Here is a 19,722-nt window from a genome sequence, read left to right as displayed (position 1 = left end):
GGCTCCTGCTTATTCAATAAAGGTCCATCAACTCGTGTAGTTTGGCTTCAATATCAGCTTCACGCATCAAGCTTTCGCCGATCAGAAAAGCCCCCGCTCCAGCCGCTTGCAACCGCTCGATATCGGCACGACTGGTGATGCCGCTCTCAGCAACCGCCAGCTGCTGCTTTGGGATTCTGCCTGCCAATTGTTCGGAAACCGCCAGATCGGTGACAAAGGTACTCAGGTTGCGGTTGTTGATGCCGATCAGATCGACCGGCAGCTTGAGCGCCCGCTCCAGTTCCGCTTCGTCATGCACTTCCAGCAGGGTATCAAGGTGCAGGCTGGTCGCCAGTTCGGCTAACTCCTGTAGTCTGCCATCCTCAAGTGCTGCGGCAATCAGTAAAATCGCATCGGCCCCAGCAACCCGCGCCTCGATCACCTGGTAGGGATCGATGATAAAATCTTTGCGCAACAGCGGCAAGGAGACCTGCTCGCGAATAGCCCACAAGTAACGCAGATGGCCGTAAAAATACTGCTGGTCGGTCAACACCGACAGGCAGGTCGCACCACCATTTTCATAGGTTATGGCAATATCAACCGGATCGAAATCTTCGCGGATAATCCCCTTTGAGGGCGAACCCTTTTTCACCTCGGTGATCAACGCCGTACCGCCGGAATCGGCCATGGTGCGCAAGGCTCGGGCAAAGCCGCGCGGCTGATCTTCCAGATCGCCAACCCGGCGCGCCAAATCGACCAGCGGCTCACGCAGGCGGGCGGCGGCGACTTCCTCAACCTTGGTCTGTAATATTTTGTCGAGTATCATTGATTGGTCATCCGTACCAAGCCGTCCAACACCTGTTGCGCCTTACCGTTATCGAGCACCGCCTGCAGCTTCTCAATCCCTTCATCGACGTCGGTTGCCAGCCCGGCGGCGACCAACGCGTAAGCTCCATTTAAAACCACGATGTCGCGCTTCGGACCCTTTTCGCCAGCTAAAACAGCCTTGACGATGGCGGCGTTCTGCTGCGCATCGCCGCCCTGCAACTCGGCCAGAGCGCAACGCTTAAAGCCGAACTGCTCCGGTTCGATGGTCTGCAATTCAACCGCGCCACCACTGATCGCTGCCACCAGCGTCGGACCGGTCAAGGTAATCTCGTCCATGCCATCGCTGCCGTGGACGACAAAACCACGTCGGCAACCGAGACTGAGTAGCACCCTGGCCAACGGCTCGACCAAATTTTCCTTGAACACGCCCAAGACCTGACGATCTGCGCCAGCAGGGTTGGTCAGTGGGCCAAGAATATTAAATATTGTCCGGATGCCAATTTCACGCCGCGGACCGATTGCATGCTTCATGGCACCATGCAATGCCGGGGCAAACAGAAAACCAACACCGATCTGGTTAACGCAATTGCTGACCGTTTCGGGAGCCACGCCAAGATTAACGCCCAGTTGCTCCAGCACGTCGGCACTGCCGCAGGAAGAACTGATACTGCGATTGCCATGCTTGGCGACCTTGGCACCACAGGCCGCAACCGCAATCGCCACGGTCGTCGAAATGTTGAAACTCTTGGTACCGCTGCCGCCGGTACCGCAGGTATCGAGAATGGTCTCCTGGTCGACATTGATTTCATCCCGGTCAAGATCAACCGCACTACCAACTCGAATCGGCGTCGCATGCGCACGCATCACCTTGGCGGCACCGACGATCTCCGGCAGGGTCTCGCCCTTCATGCGCAAAGCGGTGATAAAAGCCCCGACCTGAGCCGGTGTCGCCTCGCCGCCCATGACCTGATTCATCACATCGATCATTTCCGGTTCGCTCAAATCCTGCCGCTCAACCAGTTTGGCAATCGCTTCTTTGATCATTTCATCTTCTCCAAATCAGGTCAGCTCGAGAAAGTTCCGCAACAATGCCATTCCTTCGGTGGTGAGAATCGATTCCGGATGAAACTGCATCCCCCAGAGCGGCAATTCCTTATGTTGCAAACCCATGATCTCTTCTTCTTCGGTCCAAGCTGTCACCCGCAGGCAATCGGGGAAGGTCTCCCGTTTAGCGATCAACGAATGATAGCGGGTCGCGGTAAAAGGGCTGGGGATATCTTGAAAAATACCACTATTATCATGCAGGATCGGGCTGGTCTTGCCGTGCATCAACCGATCGGCGCGGATCACATCGCCACCAAAGGCCTCAGTGATCGATTGATGGCCAAGGCAGATGCCGAGGATCGGGATTTTCCCGGCAAAGCGTTTGATAGCATCAACCGAAATCCCTGCCTCCTTAGGCGTACAGGGGCCGGGAGAAATCACCAGCCTTTGCGGTGCCAGCTGCTCGATATCATCGAGGGTCAGCTTGTCGTTGCGGATCACCTCAACCTCTTCGCCCAGTTCCATAAAATACTGCACCAGGTTATAGGTAAAGGAATCGTAGTTATCGATCATCAGTAGCATATTAAACCAGCCCCCTGTTGGCCATCTCGATGGCACGCTTGACCCCACGGGCTTTGTTCAGAGTTTCTTGATATTCCATTTCCGGATCGCTGTCGGCAACAATGCCGGCACCGGCCTGTAAATAGAGCTTATCCTTTTCGATCTGCAGCGTGCGGATGGCAATCGCCAGATCCATGTTGCCGCTGAAAGAAAAGTAGCCGACCGCCCCACCGTAGACCTCGCGGCGGCTCGGTTCCAATTCATCGATAATTTCCATGGCACGAATCTTCGGTGAGCCGGACAGGGTTCCGGCCGGAAACGCAGCGCGGAAGACGTCGAAAGCGTCCAGTCCCGGGCGCAGCTGACCGCGAACGTTGGAAACGATGTGCATGACGTGCGAATATCGCTCGACGACCATCAGCTCACTGACCTCGACAGTGCCAGCACGAGCCACCCGTCCGACATCATTACGCCCGAGGTCGACCAGCATAATATGCTCGGCCAATTCCTTAGGATCGGCCAGCAGATCCTGCTCAAAGGCCAGGTCCGCTGCGGCATCGAGACCGCGCGGCCTCGTTCCAGCAATCGGCCGGACATCGATCTGCTCGCCCTCTTTACGCACCAGCACTTCGGGGGAGGCACCAACCACCAGCGAGTCACCGAAACGAAGGAAGAACATGTAGGGGGATGGATTGATGGTGCGCAAGGCACGGTAGATATCAAAGGGATCAGACTGGAGTTGGCCAGAAAAACGTTGCGATAAAACCACCTGAAAAATGTCCCCGGCGCGAATATATTCCTTGCAACGCTCAACCGCAGCCTTGAACTTTTCCTTTTCAAAGTTCGGCAGCAACTCCTGCTTGCCGTCTCCACCTTTCGGCTCATCAACAATCTGCAGCGGTTGCCGCAACTGAGTAATCATCTGTTCGATCTGTTGCTGGGCACGCTGGTAAGCGACGACGGGATCATCCCCTGCTTGCAGATGAACATTACAGACAACCTTGACCTTCTGCCGCATGTTGTCGAAGATCAGCAAACGCTCGGTGAGCATGAAACAGGCATCCCAGCTATCGATCTGACGCGGATTGCTGTCCGGCAACTGCTCGACAAAGCGGACCATGTCATAACCGAGATAACCGACCGCACCGCCGAAAAAACGCGGCAAGCCGTCTACCTCAACCGGTTCAAACGCCGCCATCAGCTCACGCAGCTTGGCCAACGGGTCGTCACATTTGCCGCTCTGCTCAACGACACCACCAGAAAGCACCTCAAAGTAATCGTCGCGGCTGCGAAACACGCGGGCCGGACCACTGCCGAGAAAAGAGTAACGAGCCCACTTCTCTCCCCCTTCAATTGATTCGAGGAGAAAAGAAGTGTCACCGTCATCAATCTTACGGAAGGCGGAAACCGGGGTTTCCATATCCGCAAGAATTTCCCGGTAGACAGGCACCAGGTTGCCCCGGCAGGACAGCTGACAAAAGTCGTTTTCAGATGGAAAATACATGCTTAAATATCTCAGTAAAATGGCTGTATAAAAGTAGGGCTTTCTACCACTAGAATCAGCATAAAGTCAAGGCGGAGGGACATCCCAACCCTCCCCGGCCAAGATAAATCAACGACATGAATCAGCAGCCATCGACCGCCACCGGAGCGACAGATAGCCATGGCCGAACAGCGCCTGACAAACAAGAGAGAAAACAGGACCGAGCAAATAACAAACTTTTCACATTCGACACGCCGCCCCTCCCTGTCAAATAACGAACACAAAAAACAGAACTTACCGTCAAGAACAGAGCAAGGCCCGCGATAGAACACATTTATAGAAAATTTCGACCATCAACGAAACATCGCAGCTTCATGGGCTTATATCCACCTCACATTTAACACAAAAAAATCCACATAAGATTTCCGCAACCGAAAACACCCTAAAGAGAAGAACCAAACAACAACTACCCAACCAAACTAATGATTTTTTTAAACATCGTTATATTTCCATTTATTAGAACAACAACCTTATGTTTCTCCTACGTTTTCGGCACCTTAAAGAACAACATTAAATCCAGCAAGGCAGTAGAAAATGTCGGACATCAAGCCCATTATAAAAAACCATATTGACAACTATATAACGGCGTATTATCGTTTCTACAGTCAAGACAAGGAACCGCATTAGAACTTGCTAAAGTGAACAGCCGGTTTAAAGTTAAAAACAACCCACAGGGGACCCTTAAATGCCGACCAGGGAAAAAGACACTTACTGCATCAGGTCAGTGGAAAATGCCCTGCTCCTACTCGAAGCACTGGCAGACGAAGACTCCATATGCAGCCTTTCCCAACTGAGCGCCAAACTGGGAATGACCAAGGCCAGCCTTTTCCGCCTGATGGCAACCTTCGAAAGTCACGGCTACGTTGAGCGCGCACAAGGATCGAGCGAGTACAAGCTCGGCCTCGCCGCCTTTGAAGTCGGCCAGAAGCTCCTCTCGCGCATGACCCTCCTCCACAAAGCCCGTCCGGTCATGGCTCAACTTGTTCGACAGTGCAACGAAACCGTTTATCTCGTCGTCCAACGGGACGACGATGCACTCTTTATAGAAATGGCCGACAACGACCAGAAAGTAAAAGTCGTCTCCCTGAATGGACGCCGTTTCCCCCTAGACAGTTGCGCCGCAGGAAAAACCCTGCTCGCCTTCGACGAAGAAACCAACCAAGAGCGCAACAAGCAGCAACCGCAGGACGAACTTGAGCATTGTCGCAAACAAGGGTACAGCCTCGACAGGGACGGAATCGGCGAAGGCAGCACCTGCATTGCCGTGCCCCTTCGCAACGCCGACGATCAGCCCTGCGGCTGCCTCGCAATGGTCGGACCAAGCTTTCGCATGGATGAAGAACGGATTAAAAAACAGCTCCTTCCGGCGCTTAAAGCCGCAGGAGAGATGACCTCAGCCAAACTGGGACATATTGGTTTCGGACTCAGAAACAAAGAGCCGAAACCAGCAACCAACTGACAGGGGAAGACATAAAAATAACGGGGTTCTATTTTTACTATTGACTGTTATTGACAATGGAACTATCTTCTGCGGAATGTATCTCTAAAACAGCGTGTTAAAAACAACAAACAACGTTATTCCGCTTCGTCTGTTTCAATAAATTTAAAGTGTTTCGGTTATTTAAACATCTTAAAGAAAGGAGGCACAGTGACACGCACCAACGATTTTAAGGGCTCGGGTGGGTAATCCGAACCGATAACAGTTCACTCGTTAAGGGTTTGCAGTTCAACCATTCATTTAGAGGAGGTTTTTATGTCTCAAAGTACAAAGGATATCAAAGATTACTGGCCAACAGTTTTGAGGCTTTTGGGCTCAGTACTGTGTATCTGGGCTCTCGTGTCCTACGGATTCGGCATTTTACTGGCGCCTGCGCTGAACAACATTTCGGTCGGCGGTTATCCGCTCGGCTTCTGGTTCGCGCAGCAAGGTTCCATCTACATCTTCATCGCACTCATTTTCTTCTATGCTTGGAAAATGGGTAAAATTGATGAAGAATTTGACGTTCACGAAGAATAGGAGGTACGACAAATGGGTCTACAAGCATTAACTTACCTGGTCGTCGGTTTTACCTTCGCCATCTATATCGGAATCGCCATTTGGGCACGCGCTGGCAGCACCAGCGAATTCTACGTAGCCGGTGGCAGCGTCCACCCGGTTCTCAACGGTATGGCAACTGGCGCTGACTGGATGTCGGCAGCCTCCTTTATCTCCATGGCCGGCCTGATCGCCAACATGGGCTACGGCGGTGGTCTGTTCCTGATGGGCTGGACCGGTGGCTACGTTCTTCTGGCAATGTTGCTGGCACCTTACTTGCGCAAGTTCGGTAAATTTACCGTTCCGCAGTTCGTCGGTGATCGCTTCTATTCCAAGGGCGCCAGCACCGTGGCCGTTATCTGCCTGCTGTCCGCTTCGCTCACCTACATCATCGGTCAAATGACTGGTGTTGGTGTTGCCTTCTCCCGTTTCCTCGGCGTTTCCAACTCAACCGGTATCTTCATCGGTATGGGTATCGTCTTTATGTACGCCGTTTTCGGTGGCATGAAAGGCATCACCTACACTCAGGTTGCTCAGTACTGTGTGCTGATTCTTGCCTACACTGTTCCGGCCATCTTCATCTCCCTGAACCTGACCGGCAACCCATTGCCACAGCTTGGTCTTGGTTCCGACATGGTCGGCATGGACATGTCCCTACTGAGCAAGCTAGATCAGGTTGTTACCGACCTCGGTTTCGGCAAGTACACCACCCAACTTCCAGGCAGCACCCTGAACATGTTCGTTTACACCGTTTCACTGATGATCGGTACCGCCGGCCTGCCGCACGTTATCGTGCGTTTCTTCACCGTTCCTAAAGTTAAGGACGCTCGTTCCTCCGCTGGTTGGGCACTGGTTTTCATCGGCCTCCTCTACACCACCGCACCCGCCGTTGCAGCCATGGCTCGCTTGAACCTGCACGCAACCGTCAACACTGCGGTTATGAGTGGTGGCGATGTGTTTGCTCCGGAAAACAGTATCGTTTACGAAACTCGCCCTGACTGGATGAAGCGTTGGGAAGTTACGGGGCTGCTGAAGTTTAACGACAAGAACGGCGACGGCCGTATCCAGTACTACAATGATGCCGCCTCCTCAACCGTCCTTGCAAAAGCTGAAGCTGCTGGATTCAAGGGTAGCGAGCTGATCGTTAACCGCGACATCATGGTTCTCGCCAACCCGGAAATCGCCATGCTGCCTAACTGGGTTATCGCTCTGGTTGCTGCCGGTGGTTTGGCTGCTGCGCTGTCAACCGCTGCCGGTCTGTTGCTCGCCATCTCTTCGGCGATCTCCCACGACTTGCTCAAAGACATGTGGATGCCTGACCTCTCCGAGAAGAATGAGCTGATGGCCGGTAAAATCGCCATGGCTGGTTCCATCGTCGTCGCCGGTTATCTCGGTCTTAATCCTCCGGGCTTCGCCGCCGGTACCGTGGCTATCGCCTTCGGCCTGGCTGGCAGTTCACTGTTCCCATGCCTGATGATGGGTATCTTCAGCAAAACCATGAACAAAGAAGGCGCGATCGCCGGCATGCTGGCAGGACTTGGCATCACCATGCTCTATGTCTTCGCTCACAAAGGGATCTTCTTCATCAAGGGGACTGAGTTCCTCGGTCTCTTCGGTGGCAAGTCGAGCTTCTTCTTCGGCATCTCCCCGAACGCCTTCGGCGCCATCGGTGCTTGCGTCAACTTCGCAGTGGCCTTCGCTGTCAAGAACATGACCGCTCCAGTACCTGAGCACATTGCAGCAATGGTCGAAAGTGTCCGTATCCCACGTGGTTCCAAGGCAGTTGACGGATCTCACTAAAAGATATGTGCTAATGTTGATCTGAGTATCTGCTCCGATCAGTTCCCCCCGCTAGTCGCTCTAGCGGGGGGCCTTTTTCAACCCTAACCCTCATGTAATGCGTTTACCTGAAGTAGCAAAACGCTTTGAGCACTATCACCCCTGCAAACAGCAGGACGACGGGAGTCTAGAATGGTTTTTGACATCAGCACCGCAATGACTTGGATTCTGTTTCTCGCCCTCTTCCCGATGAGTTTTTTCTGGGCTCGCCGGGCCTGGCGGATCTTTATCAATAAAAACTATTCAGAAGTCGCACTTAAAGGCGGCGAATCACCACCGAACCCAAAGAAGTGGGCGCCCATCGTTGGGCTGCTCAATCTGGCCGCAGCTGGAATGTGTAGCTGGGTGATCATTTCCGTGGTCATGGGTCTCTACCCCTACGATACCTGGAGCGCCATGGCAGGTATTACCATTTGGAGCAAAATCTTTGCCGACCTCATTGTACGGATGCAGGCCCATCCCTTTAATCTCGGCAAAAAAAAACCACTGAAAACCGGGAAAGCCAGTGCGAGCTGAGCAGACAAAGTGTTTAATCGAGCTTATTTCTTTCTCCCGACTCCGCTGTTTATGCTAACATTCGCGGATGCAAGATAAAGGCTTCCGTCAATGGAAGCCTTTTCAGTATGCAGTTCCTTCACTGTTCCCACTACGGAGGCACGGAATGGGCCTGACAAAAACGCTCCGCGACACAGAACCCTTCAACCTTCTACCTAAGGAGATCGTTGAAGAGCTCAACCAGGCCGCGACCTGCCAAAAGTACCGCGCACATTGCCACATTTTTAACCAACACGACCCCCCATCCGGCTATCTCTATATCATCAAGTCTGGCACAGTGGAAATTGTCGCCCTGACCCCGGGCGGCGTCGAAATGGTCGTTGACCTGCGCAAAGAAGGGGATTTCTGCGGCGGCACGCCGATCTTCACCAACCAAGACTATACCGCAGGCGCCCGTACCGTCACAGAAACCGAATGTTACATTATCCCGCAAGACCTCCTGACCAGAACAGCCAAACACTACCCGCAGATCACCGAATATTTCACCAGAACGATCCACTCCCAGATCCGCAATCTGTATACCGGCATTGTTAAAGAGCATTCCGACAAGGTCATGACCAGAATGGAGGCCTACCCCTTTCAAAAGCGCCTGTCAGATATCATGAGTTCGCCAGTACAGACCTGCCCGCCGACAGCGACCGCTCAAGAAGTCGGACGGCAGATGCTGGAAACTTCGGTCGGATCGGTGCTGGTAGTCAACGATCAGCCGAACCCGATCGGGATAATCACAGAAAAGGACCTTGTTGCCAAAGTCATCTCTCCAGAAGGGACCGATTGCCACTCTGCTATCGCCAGCGACCTGATGACACCAAACCCCGCGGTCATGTCGGTAGACAATTACATGTATGAAGCGATGGCCTACCTGGAGAACCACCGCAGCAAACATCTGCCGGTGATGGACAAAGGGAAGCTGGTCGGCATCGTTACGCTGCGCGACCTGATGCGCTACCGCAGCCAGAAAGCGATGCTGCTGATCGCCAGCATCAAGGAAGCAAACTCACTAGCGCAGTTGGCCACCGCCCGCCTCGGAATCGTCAAGATCGCCAAAGTATTGATGAGTGAAGCCCGCTCGACCATCGAAACCATGGAGATCATCTCCTATATCCACCACTGCATCTTGCGGCGAGGCTACGAGCTCATCCTTGAAGAGGTCCAGCAAGAGGGCTTGACCCCTCCCGATATCCGCTTCTGTTTCATTATAATGGGTAGTGGCGGACGCAAAGAAATGTTGCTCGGTCCGGATCAGGACAGCGGATTCATCTACGAGAACTTTCCCGACGAAAAAGTTGCCGAAGTTGATGCCTTCTTTATTCCCTTTGCCGAAAAGTTGGTCACAGCCTACGCCAGCATCGGCTACCCCTTGTGCAGTGGCAAGGTGATGATCAACAACCCGCTCTGGCGGGGACGGCTAAAAGAATGGCAGGCGCGAATTGCCGACTGGATCAATGCACCGGCACCGCAGAAGGTACGCTATTCGACAATTTTCTTCGATTTCATGCCGCTGATCGGCGACCCTTCCTTGTGTCGGGACTTAAACGATATCGTTCAAGAGCAGATCGGAAGGTTCCCGCTTTTCCTCTATCACATGATGGAACTCGACTTCAAACACAAGGTTCCCCTCGGCATGCTCGGCCGCTTTATCCTCGATAAAGAGGTCAAAGGGAAGCTGTCAACCAAACAGACCGGCAGCATCTTCATTGTTGACTGCATCCGCATGTTTCTGCTGCAAAAACAAGTCGAAGCAACCACCACCTTCGAACGACTGGATAAACTGGTCGCACTTAAAGTTTTTAATGCCGACACCGCCGAGCATATCAAGGCCGCCTACGAAGCCTTTACCTACCTGCGACTGCGTAATGAAATTTCCCTTGTCGAAGCGGGCAAAGAACCGTCCCACTATCTTGATCCCTACGCTCTGACCAAAGACGAGCAGGAACTGCTCAGAGAAGCCTTTCGCGTCGCCAGTAAATTGCAGGATTCAACCAAACGACACTTCAACGTCGGCTAAACAACTAGGGCCAACAGAGGGGCTCGTGGCCGAAAACACGAGCCCTTTTCCTAGCTATAGAAACGATCGGTTGTTCACCAAACGGATCGCGTTCAAGACTCTGGTCTTATCGTCCTAACCGCCATCCCGTTCTTTGTGCCGGACTGCTTGAACGCTCCGGCAAAGCTTGCCGAAATCCCGCTCTCGGCGGCGCTTTTCGGCAATAGTTTCACTGTTTCGTTCCTGTTCGGCCATCAGCTTCTGGTAGTTCGCCAGACGCCTGGAGCTGAGATCACCCCAGTTGACAGCCGCTTTAACAGCACAATCAGCTTCGCTTAAGTGACGACAATCCTTAAAGCGACAACTTTGTGCCAACATCTCGATATCCGCAAACAGAGAGCTAACTCCAGCTTCACAGTCACTCAGTTGCAACTCCCGGATTCCTGGACTATCGATAAGCATACCGCCTGCGGGAAGAAAATGAACGCTGCGGGCGGTCGTCGTATGTCGCCCCCTGGCGTCCTCTTCACGGATGGCCCCGGTTGCCTGCTCAGGGGCACCGCACAGGCTGTTGAGCAGAGTCGATTTGCCCACCCCCGAAGATCCCGCCATGGCAACGGTTTGCCCATGACCACACCATGCCAATAGTGGCGCGACCGATTCGGCATCGAGAGCATTGACCGTTTCAACCGCCACATCAGGATTCAGACTCATAGCCTGGCGCTGAAACTCCAAGCTGTCATCGACCAGATCGAACTTCGTCAGTACCAGCACCGGCTCGACCTTGGCATCCAACGCCAGAGCCAGGTAGCGCTCCAAGCGCGACAGGTTAAAATCGCGGTTGCATGAGGTGACGATAAACAGCGTATCAACGTTGGCCGCCATCAGCTGCAGCTTAGCTTCATTGCCTGCGGCCTTGCGGCGAAACAGGCTTTTGCGCTCCAGCAGTTGTTGCGGCTGCCCGGTTGCCGAATCGAGCAATAACCAGTCACCAACGGTGGGCAACTCTTCTGCATCGCGTAAAAACCAGCTACCCGGCACAGTCAGCTGCTGATAGCCCTGCTCGCCCGCCACATCGATGCGGTTGCGATTGATCGCCAAGACGCGGACGGGAACGGTTGCTTCCCATTCTTCAAGGCTCAGTTGTTGTTGAAAAAAATGACTCCAGCCCAGTTCGGGCAAAGAGAGTGATCGATCAGACATAGAAACCCCCTTCGGATCGATAAATCCGAAAAAGTTGACAAATTTGGCAGACGACCGCCAAAGTAGTTCAAATGGGTTTCTTGATTGGTTAGAAACCCGGCGTCAATACCGGGCAAAGGAAGGAAAACTGAAAGGGGGGGGGAACCTCTTAAACTTCCAGACCTCTCTTTGCCTTATTGCGCATCATTACAAGCTCCATTAAATTCTCCTTTCGGTTTGATTTAGTAAGCAGAAATTACCAGCGGCAGTAAACAGCGTCAAGTGTTATATGGCAAAAACCGATCGACCTGACGGACAAACGAAAAAAACCCGGACTGATTTACAGACCGGGTCTTTTGACTCGATGAGGTTACCGCTGTTTAGACCAGCTGTTTCACCGCCTCCAAAGCCGCAGTATAATCGGGTTCGGCGGTCACTTCCGATACCACTTCAGCATAAGCAACCTTATCATTTTGATCGATAACATACACCGCACGAGCCAACAGCTTAAGGCCTTTCAACAGCAAACCGTAATTCAAACCGAAGGAACGCTCCTGATAATCGGAAAGGGTCTGCACCTTATCAATACCGGCGTTACCACACCAACGTTTCTGCGCGAAAGGCAGATCAACACTGATGGTATAAACCGCAACCGAATCGGGAAAAGCCGCTGCTTGCTGATTAAACTGACGGGTCATAGTATCGCAAACCGGCGTGTCCAGCGACGGCACGACGGCGATTAAGCGCACCTTACCGGCATCGGTTGCCAGGGTGACTGGCTGCAGCCCATTGTCAACAACCTGAAAATCCGGGGCAGCATCGCCAACCTTAATTTCCGGTCCGAGCAACGTTGCCGGGTTCCCCTTGAAAAGAACTGCTGCATCACGTTCTTGATAATCACACATGGTTGATCCTCCTGATAATTGCCGAAGTAAATAGATGACCACATTGGTCGCAATTCTACCCTTTCAACCGAATTTGTCAAATGTTAAGTTTAGCAGCAAAAAAACGGGACGAAACCAAGCCGAAAAAAAGCCCCCTACATCAAACCAGCCTCTTTATAGTACCTGATCGCACCTTTGTGCAGCGGAGCGGAAAGACCTTCTTTAATCATCTCTTCTTTGTTCAGATTGACAAATGCCGGGTGCAGTTTTTTGAAATTTTCAAAGTTTTCGAAAACCGCCTTTACCACCTGATAGATAATCTCTGCGTCAACCTTTGTCGAAGTGACCAGGGTGGCGCTGACGCCAAACGTCTTGATATCGCTATCGGTGCCTCGATAGAGACCGCCAGAAATAGTAGCGAAACGATAGTAGGCATTATCCGCAACCAACTTGTCGATCGCCGGGCCGGTCACCTTGACCAGAACGGTGCCACAGGAAGTGCTTGCTTCTTTGACTGAACTACTCGGATGGCCAACAGTAAAAACCATCGCGTCAACTTCGTTGAGGCACAGCGCCTGGGACTGTTCAGTAGATTTCAGTTCAGAGGCCAACTCGAAATCGGCCGTAGTCCAATTCAACGCGGCCATCACCACGTCCATCGTGGCTCGCTGACCGGATCCCGGATTACCAATATTGACCCGCTTGCCTTGCAGATCTGCCAAATGTTCAATCCCGGCATCGGCACGGGCAACAACAGTGAAGGGTTCAGAATGGAGAGAAAAGATCGCCCGCAGCTTCTGGTTTGCCCCCTGCGAGGAAAATTCATCGGTGCCGCGATAAGCATGGTACTGCGTATCCGACTGCACGATGCCCATGTCAAACTCATCAGCAGCGATCGTATCGAGGTTGTAAATCGAACCGGCGGTACTTTCAACCGCACAGCGAATGCCATGTTCTATTCTGGTTTTATTGACCAACCGGCAAATCGCATTGCCGGCGGGATAATAAACACCCTTCACGCCACCAGTGCCGATGCTGGTAAAGCGGGTTTCAACCGCCGCCGCCTGGCTGGCAGAAAAAACACTGAGACAGACAGACAGAACCAGGAGAATACAGAAATATCCTCTCATTGCAACGCCTCCTCTGGTAAGCAGTGCGGGGGACAATTTTTAGCACACTGACAAGCTGTAAATTATGGCCGAAAATATCCCGCACCAACAAGTCAATCTTAGCGTAACTCCACGCAGAATGCTCAGTAAAATGGCTAACGAACCTAATCGCAGGCGGAAACGACCGTTCAAATCTTTTCAAATGGCGAAAAAGAGGGTAACCTGCCGACTCTGGCAAAACAGTTACTTGCCTCTTCCTAGGAGCGAAAATGCCAAGCAAGAAAAAGCTCTCCATCAACTCTGTTGCCCAACTTCTTAAGCGCCGCGGACTGTTGAGTGATTCGCAACTGAAGATGATTCAGGAACAGGGGCAAAAACAGTTCGAACGCCTACAAAAGCACCCCCGTAACAATCCCCTACGCAGACATTCCCCGAATAGCGAGCTGATTTCTCCGGCAGAAGTTATAAGTTCTTTCAACCTGGAAATTTCCGACAGCAAAAAGTTGCTCAGCGAAGATACCATTACCGAAACCCTGGCCCGCGCTGCCGGTTTGCCGTACCTGAAGATTGACCCGCTTAAGCTCGACCTCGATATCGTCACGACCCACATCTCCCGCGCCTTTGCCTTAAAAAACCTGATGATCCCGGTCAATCTGGTTAACGGCACACTGATTATCGCCGTTTCCGATCCGACCGACAATCATGGCATCGAAGAGCTGCAACGCACCCGGCGGATCAAGGTCGATCGGGTCCTGGCCTCACGCAGCGATATTCTGAAAGTCCTCGGAGAATTCTTTGGTTTTCGCGCCTCGGTGATCGCCGCTGAATCAGAAGCGACCCAGGGGACAGACATCTCCAATCTGGAACAGCACTTCCAGATGCGCGGAACGCTGCGCGAAGATGAAGGAACAGACAAGCACATCATCGATGCGGTCGATTTCCTGCTGCAGTACGCTTTTGATCAGCGCGCCAGCGACATCCACATCGAACCGAAACGGGAAAAATCGCTGATCAGGCTGCGCGTCGACGGCGTGCTGCACAACATCCACAACATCCCCAAGAACCTGCACCCATCGATCGTCTCACGGATTAAGCTGCTCTCCCGCCTCGACCTGGCGGAAAAAAGACGTCCCCAGGACGGACGGATTAAAACCGAGCACAAAGGCAAACAGATCGAACTGCGGGTCTCGACCCTGCCGGTGGCCTTTGGCGAAAAAGTCGTGGTGCGGGTTTTCGATCCCGATATCCTGATGCAGGATCTGGAGAAAATCGGCTTCGAACCGCGTGACTATCAACGCTACACCTCGTTTATCCGCCAACCAAACGGTATTATCCTGGTGACCGGTCCGACCGGAAGCGGCAAAACCACCACCCTTTACTCCTCGTTGCGCACCCTCGCCTCGCCCGATGTCAACATCGTCACGGTCGAAGACCCGATTGAGATGGTGCTCGAAGAGTTCAACCAGGTCGGCGTACAAAAAGCGATCGATGTCACCTTTTCAACGGTGCTGCGCAGCATTCTGCGCCAGGATCCGGACATCATCATGATCGGCGAGATCCGCGACAAAGAAACCGCCGATAACGCCGTCCAGGCCGCCCTGACCGGACACCTAGTGCTATCAACCCTGCACACCAACGACGCCCCCAGCGCCATCACCCGCCTGCTCGAACTGGGGATTCCATACTTCCTGCTCGCCTCAACGCTGGTCGGAATCAACGCCCAACGCCTGGTGCGCTGCATCTGCTCTAACTGCAAAAAAGAACGGATGCTCAGTGCCGCCGAACGGAACTATCTCGATTTGGGAGACGATGAGGTCAAGGTCTGGGAAGGTGCTGGATGCAGCGAGTGCCGGGGGACCGGCTACAAAGGCCGCACCGGAATCTTTGAAGTTCTGGATGTCAGCAGTCGGGTCAAGGCCAGCTTCAGTGAAAATCTCGACCAGGCCGCCCTGACGGCGATTGCCCGCGAAGAAGGGATGAGCAGCCTGCGCGAAGCGGGAATCCGCAAGATGCTGCTCGGAGAAACCACCTTTGATGAAGTGGTAGCTGTCACCGGTTAAGGCCTACCCCCCTGCCACAAGGGGATACGTTCCGATACCAGCAAAAGCTGAAATGCCCCGAGAGATCTCGGGGCATTTCAGCTTTGAACTCACAACTTTCTAGCTTTGTGTATCGGTCAACCTACCAGGGCAGCACCTCACCATTGCTGTGCCAAAAAGATCCTGAGTTTTCCAGATTGAGGGCTTCGATCCGTTCGGCCAGCCCGGCAACCGCTTCTTCTGCAGTAATCAAACCACCAAAATTGACCATCCGGGTTTTAACAAAGCCTGGGTGCAGTTGCGCCACGGCAATGCCACGTTCTTGCAGATCTATCGCCAGGCAGTGCCCAAGGGCATTGAATGCGGCCTTGGAGGCACGATAGCCGTAACGACCACCGGAGTTATTATCGGCAATCGATCCCATGCGACTGGTGATATTGGCGATTTTGCTGCCCGCTGGCAGATTGGGCAGCAAGGCTTCGCTGATCCGCAAGGGCGCAAAGGCATTGATTTCCATCTGTAATCGGAGTGAATCAAAATCGATGGCCCCAAGGGTTTCATCCAGCATAAGACCGGCATTGTTGATCAGCAGCTCGATGGTTTGCCCCTGCAGCGCAGCCACCAGTTGCGCGACGCTTGCTGCGCTGGTGACATCAATCCGGTCAATGACCTGCGCCGCGACCATCCCAAGCTCAGCCGACGTTTCACGACAGACCCCGGTGACCCGCCAACCCTCAGCCTGATAGTAACGCGCCAGTTCCAGACCAATGCCACGATTAGCACCAGTAATCACTACATGCTTCATTACACACTCCTTTTAGTACGGATGCCGCTTCTCTATTTCCACTTTACCCGTTTTTACTCTAAGGGAAAACAGTTCCAGTACAATTTGCCATGCGCTAGAGCTGAATCACCGGTTCAAATATTTCGCAGCTGCCGCGCGTCGGCGAAGCGACACGCAACACTCGTAATTATGGGTTCTGGATGTATGCACCCTTCCGGGTATAGAACCACCAGTTCAACAGCAAGCAGATAAAGTAGAAAATAGCAAACCCGTACAAGGCATATTCAGGGGTAGTCGCTTTGATCTGTTCACCAAACACCTTGGGGATGATAAAGGCGCCGTAGGCGGCGACCGCCGAGGTCCAACCGAGCACCGGACCGGCTTGCTCGGCATCAAAGATCATGGCGATGGAACGGAAGGTGGAGCCGTTACCCACTCCGGTTGCGGCGAAGAGAATAATGAACAGCAACAAGAAGGGGTAGAAGAAACTTTCCGGGGTCGGCGAAGCGTAGGCGGCCTTCATAAAGTAGGCGCAACCGAGGGCCGAAATGATCATCACGATCGAGACCCACTGGGTGACGATAGCACCACCTAGCTTATCGGCAATCTTGCCGCCGACCGGACGGATCAGGGCGCCGATAAAGGGGCCCATCCAGGCGAACATCAAGGCACTGGGGCCGTTCGGGTTGAGGGTGTTGTGGGTTAAGGCACCATCGACCATGATATGTGAGAAACCGAAGATGACCTTAATCGCCAGGGCGAAAGCAGCCGAGTAGCCGATGAAGGAACCGAAAGTCATAGTGTAGATGACGGTCATCGCCCAGGTGTGCTTATTTTCGAAGATCTTGTACTGCCGATTGAGATTGGCCTTCAGTCCCCCCGAAGTCAGATACTTCATACCATAGACGGTGGCGGCGATAACCAGCGGCAGGACGATCCATTTACTCAGCAGACCCAGGCCGACCGGCGGCGGAAGCATCAGGTAGAGACCGCCGACGGCGGCGACAAAAGCGATCAGTAGCAAGCCGCTGATCATGGCAAAGGACTTGCCGGCGGAACCGATATCGGGCGATACGGTCTCGGTTTTGATGTTGTTCATGCCGAAAAAGCCGGCGAAGGCCAACGGAATCAGCAGGATCAACCAGACGTAGCCGGCGTTATGGATGTAGGTTTCGGTGCCGGCTGGAATCTTACCGATCAGTGTGCCGCTTGTATTAATCAACGTCTGCGGTTCACCGCCAAACAGGCCGAAGGTCATCACCAGCGGAATCAGAATCTGCATAGTGGTGACACCGAAATTACCCAGTCCGGCATTTAAGCCCAGAGAGGTGCCCTGAACCCGTTTGGGGAAGAAGAAACTGATATTCGACATCGACGAGGCGAAGTTGCCGCCACCGAAACCAGAGAGCAGAGCGAGGAAATAATAGACCTCGATCGGTGTGTTGATGTCCTGCAGGGCGATGCCGGTGCCGACTGCCGGCAGCATCAGCAGCGCGGTGGTAAAGAAGATGGTGTTGCGGCCACCGGCGATGCGGATCAAAAAAGAACTGGGAATCCGCAGCGTCGCCCCGGTCAGACCGGCGATGGCCGAGAGGGTAAACAGCTGTGATTTATCAAACGGATAACCCAGGTTGAGCATCTGCACGGCGATGATGCCCCAGTAAAGCCAGACAGCAAAGCCGCAGAGCAGGCTGGGGATCGAGATCCACAGGTTCCGGGTAGCGATCTTCTTCCCTTCGGACTGCCAAAACTTCTCGTCCTCAACGTCCCACTTATCAAGATTAATCGACATGCCGTACCTCCTGTAGGTCATCCTCCAATAAGGTCAATTTGTCCTGTTCTATTTTTTGCATATCTTCAGGGTGCTTATCCTTCATCATCTTGGTCGCCACCAGATGCATCCAGAGCAGGCAGACCAGCGACAGGGCAAACATGAACATCCAGCAACTGGTCCAGAGCCCGGTCCATTCGAGCAGATAACCGAAAATGATCGGGCAGACAAAACCGCCCAGGCCGCCGAGGACACCGACCATGCCACCGACCACCCCCACCTCTTCCGGGAAGTAGTCAGGGATTAACTTGTAAACGGCAGCCTTGCCGACCCCCCAGAAACTGCCCAGGAGAATGACAAAAATAGCGAAAACCCAGACATTGGCCTGGAAAAAAATACGCGTTACCCCCTTGGCCAGCAGCTCCTTTTTTTTCACCGTTTGGCCGACTTCGACCACCGGCTCCTGCCAGGTCTGTTTGGTCGGCAATATCAGCAGGGTCTGGTCATAGTTTTTTAACGGCGGTTTAACATTTATCGCGTAACCTTTCCCGTCGACCGTGACGGTACTTTCGTTGATTGCGGATACCGTACCGGCCCGTTTGGCCATAACACCGCGCCCAGGGGAATAGATATCCATCTTCGGGATGATGAGTAGAAAACTGATCAGCACTGAAGCGCCGAGCACCCAGTACATGATGGTGCGACCGCCGAACTTATCGGACATCCAGCCGCCTAAGGCCCTGATCACCCCGGAAGGCAGACTGAACATCGAGGCGAAGATACCGGCAGTGACCAGCGGCAGGTAGTAGACATTGACGAAGTAAGGCACCAGCCACTGGGAAAAAGCGACGAAGCAGCCGAACACCAGAAAATAGTAGAGACCGAAACGCCAAACCTTGACGTCTTTGAGCGGCGTCAGCATCTTGGTGAAAGACTTCCCCGACGAAGCGGGTTTCTTGTTCTCGGCAAAGATGAAAAAAATCACCCCCATCGCCGCAAGGATGATGGCGTAATAGATCGGCAGTTGCCGCCAGCCTTCGATATTGGCACCATGATCGGTCAGGCGATTGAGCATGGTCGGGGCAAACAGGGTGGTCAGGGCGGCCCCGGCGTTACCGGCGCCGAAAATCCCCAGCGCGGTTCCCTGGCGTTCGCGCGGGTACCAGACCGAGGTAAAGGCGATGCCGATGGAGAAACTGACCCCCGCCAGTCCGAAACCGAAACTGCACAGAGCAAAACTGGTAAAGCTGTCCGCTTTTGAAAGCAGGAACATCGGAATGGCGCAGATCAACAACAGAGTACCGTAGATCGGCTTGCCACCGAACTTATCGGTCAGCATCCCGGCAGGCAGGCGGAAAATCGAACCGGTCAACACCGGAATCCCCATCAGCCAGCCGATCTCCACCGGGCCCCAGTCGAAAACCTGGTTGTCGGCCAGAAAGGTCACCAGCACACCATTAAACATCCAGGCGGCGAAGCAGACCGTAAAAGCCAGGGTGTTGAGGAAGAGAATTTTGTGTGATTTCCCAGTGGCAGTTTCTTGCATAGTCACACCTTTCAGGTTGTGCCCCTTTGGTCAACA

Annotated in this window: 16 protein-coding genes; 6 read left to right on the top strand and 10 right to left on the bottom strand. The window is 53.4% G+C overall.

Annotated elements, in window-relative coordinates; genetic code table 11:
- Nucleotides 1–13 precede the first annotated feature (13 nt).
- From trpC to trpE, 4 genes are read right to left on the bottom strand one after another with little or no spacing between them, the layout of a single operon-like run.
- Nucleotides 14–805, bottom strand: a complete 792-nt coding sequence (gene trpC, locus ACZ5PT_RS09610) for an indole-3-glycerol phosphate synthase TrpC (protein WP_464266604.1) — start codon at nucleotides 803–805, stop codon at nucleotides 14–16.
- Entirely contained in the window at nucleotides 802–1,851 is a 1,050-nt protein-coding gene (trpD, locus tag ACZ5PT_RS09605; protein ID WP_464266603.1) for an anthranilate phosphoribosyltransferase, read from the bottom strand. Before trpD ends, trpC begins: the two co-directional genes overlap by 4 nt.
- Before the next feature lie 15 nt (nucleotides 1,852–1,866).
- Nucleotides 1,867–2,433: an anthranilate synthase component II gene (locus tag ACZ5PT_RS09600; RefSeq protein WP_464266602.1), complete on the bottom strand. Its 567-nt coding sequence runs from the start codon at nucleotides 2,431–2,433 to the stop codon at nucleotides 1,867–1,869.
- A gap of 1 nt (nucleotide 2,434) precedes the next feature.
- On the bottom strand, nucleotides 2,435–3,916 hold the full coding sequence (trpE, locus tag ACZ5PT_RS09595) for an anthranilate synthase component I (protein WP_464266601.1): 1,482 nt from the start codon (nucleotides 3,914–3,916) through the stop codon (nucleotides 2,435–2,437).
- 724 nt (nucleotides 3,917–4,640) lie between these two features.
- Here trpE and ACZ5PT_RS09590 point away from each other — a divergent pair.
- The 5 genes from ACZ5PT_RS09590 to ACZ5PT_RS09570 all read left to right on the top strand — a co-directional run bounded on the left by ACZ5PT_RS09590 (nucleotide 4,641) and on the right by ACZ5PT_RS09570 (nucleotide 10,392).
- Nucleotides 4,641–5,414, top strand: coding sequence for an IclR family transcriptional regulator (locus ACZ5PT_RS09590; protein WP_464266600.1), 774 nt, complete (start codon nucleotides 4,641–4,643; stop codon nucleotides 5,412–5,414).
- 294 nt (nucleotides 5,415–5,708) lie between these two features.
- A complete protein-coding gene (locus tag ACZ5PT_RS09585) occupies nucleotides 5,709–5,972 on the top strand; it encodes a DUF4212 domain-containing protein (protein WP_464266599.1) in 264 nt (87 codons plus the stop codon).
- 12 nt (nucleotides 5,973–5,984) lie between these two features.
- Nucleotides 5,985–7,790, top strand: a complete 1,806-nt coding sequence (locus tag ACZ5PT_RS09580; protein WP_464266598.1) for a sodium:solute symporter family protein — start codon at nucleotides 5,985–5,987, stop codon at nucleotides 7,788–7,790.
- Nucleotides 7,791–7,961: 171 nt separating this feature from the next.
- A complete protein-coding gene (locus ACZ5PT_RS09575) occupies nucleotides 7,962–8,345 on the top strand; it encodes a hypothetical protein (protein ID WP_464266597.1) in 384 nt (127 codons plus the stop codon).
- A gap of 145 nt (nucleotides 8,346–8,490) precedes the next feature.
- Nucleotides 8,491–10,392 (top strand): putative nucleotidyltransferase substrate binding domain-containing protein, encoded by a 1,902-nt coding sequence (locus tag ACZ5PT_RS09570; protein ID WP_464266596.1) that lies wholly within the window; start codon nucleotides 8,491–8,493, stop codon nucleotides 10,390–10,392.
- 114 nt (nucleotides 10,393–10,506) lie between these two features.
- Here the strand turns inward: ACZ5PT_RS09570 and rsgA are convergent, their stop codons facing one another.
- From rsgA to ACZ5PT_RS09555, 3 genes are all read right to left on the bottom strand, one after another.
- Nucleotides 10,507–11,574, bottom strand: a complete 1,068-nt coding sequence (gene rsgA, locus ACZ5PT_RS09565; protein WP_464266595.1) for a ribosome small subunit-dependent GTPase A — start codon at nucleotides 11,572–11,574, stop codon at nucleotides 10,507–10,509.
- Between the two features lie 359 nt (nucleotides 11,575–11,933).
- Nucleotides 11,934–12,458: a thiol peroxidase gene (gene tpx, locus ACZ5PT_RS09560; protein WP_464266594.1), complete on the bottom strand. Its 525-nt coding sequence runs from the start codon at nucleotides 12,456–12,458 to the stop codon at nucleotides 11,934–11,936.
- Between the two features lie 134 nt (nucleotides 12,459–12,592).
- Entirely contained in the window at nucleotides 12,593–13,567 is a 975-nt protein-coding gene (locus ACZ5PT_RS09555) for a TAXI family TRAP transporter solute-binding subunit (RefSeq protein WP_464266593.1), read from the bottom strand.
- A gap of 248 nt (nucleotides 13,568–13,815) precedes the next feature.
- On the opposite strand from ACZ5PT_RS09555, the gene ACZ5PT_RS09550 reads away from it, so the two are divergent.
- Entirely contained in the window at nucleotides 13,816–15,606 is a 1,791-nt protein-coding gene (locus ACZ5PT_RS09550) for a GspE/PulE family protein (protein ID WP_464266592.1), read from the top strand.
- 121 nt (nucleotides 15,607–15,727) lie between these two features.
- Here ACZ5PT_RS09550 and ACZ5PT_RS09545 read toward each other — a convergent pair whose 3' ends face one another.
- The 3 genes from ACZ5PT_RS09545 to ACZ5PT_RS09535 form a co-directional block, all read right to left on the bottom strand.
- Entirely contained in the window at nucleotides 15,728–16,390 is a 663-nt protein-coding gene (locus ACZ5PT_RS09545) for an SDR family oxidoreductase (RefSeq protein WP_464266591.1), read from the bottom strand.
- Between the two features lie 166 nt (nucleotides 16,391–16,556).
- Entirely contained in the window at nucleotides 16,557–18,161 is a 1,605-nt protein-coding gene (locus ACZ5PT_RS09540) for an MFS transporter (RefSeq protein ID WP_464266590.1), read from the bottom strand.
- Nucleotides 18,151–19,686, bottom strand: coding sequence for an MFS transporter (locus ACZ5PT_RS09535; protein ID WP_464266589.1), 1,536 nt, complete (start codon nucleotides 19,684–19,686; stop codon nucleotides 18,151–18,153). Before ACZ5PT_RS09535 ends, ACZ5PT_RS09540 begins: the two co-directional genes overlap by 11 nt.
- Nucleotides 19,687–19,722 lie beyond the last annotated feature (36 nt).

It is taken from the genome of Desulfuromusa ferrireducens (assembly GCF_055389805.1).
Note: the sequence above shows the minus strand (reverse complement) of the source record. Positions and strands in the feature narration are given on the sequence as shown.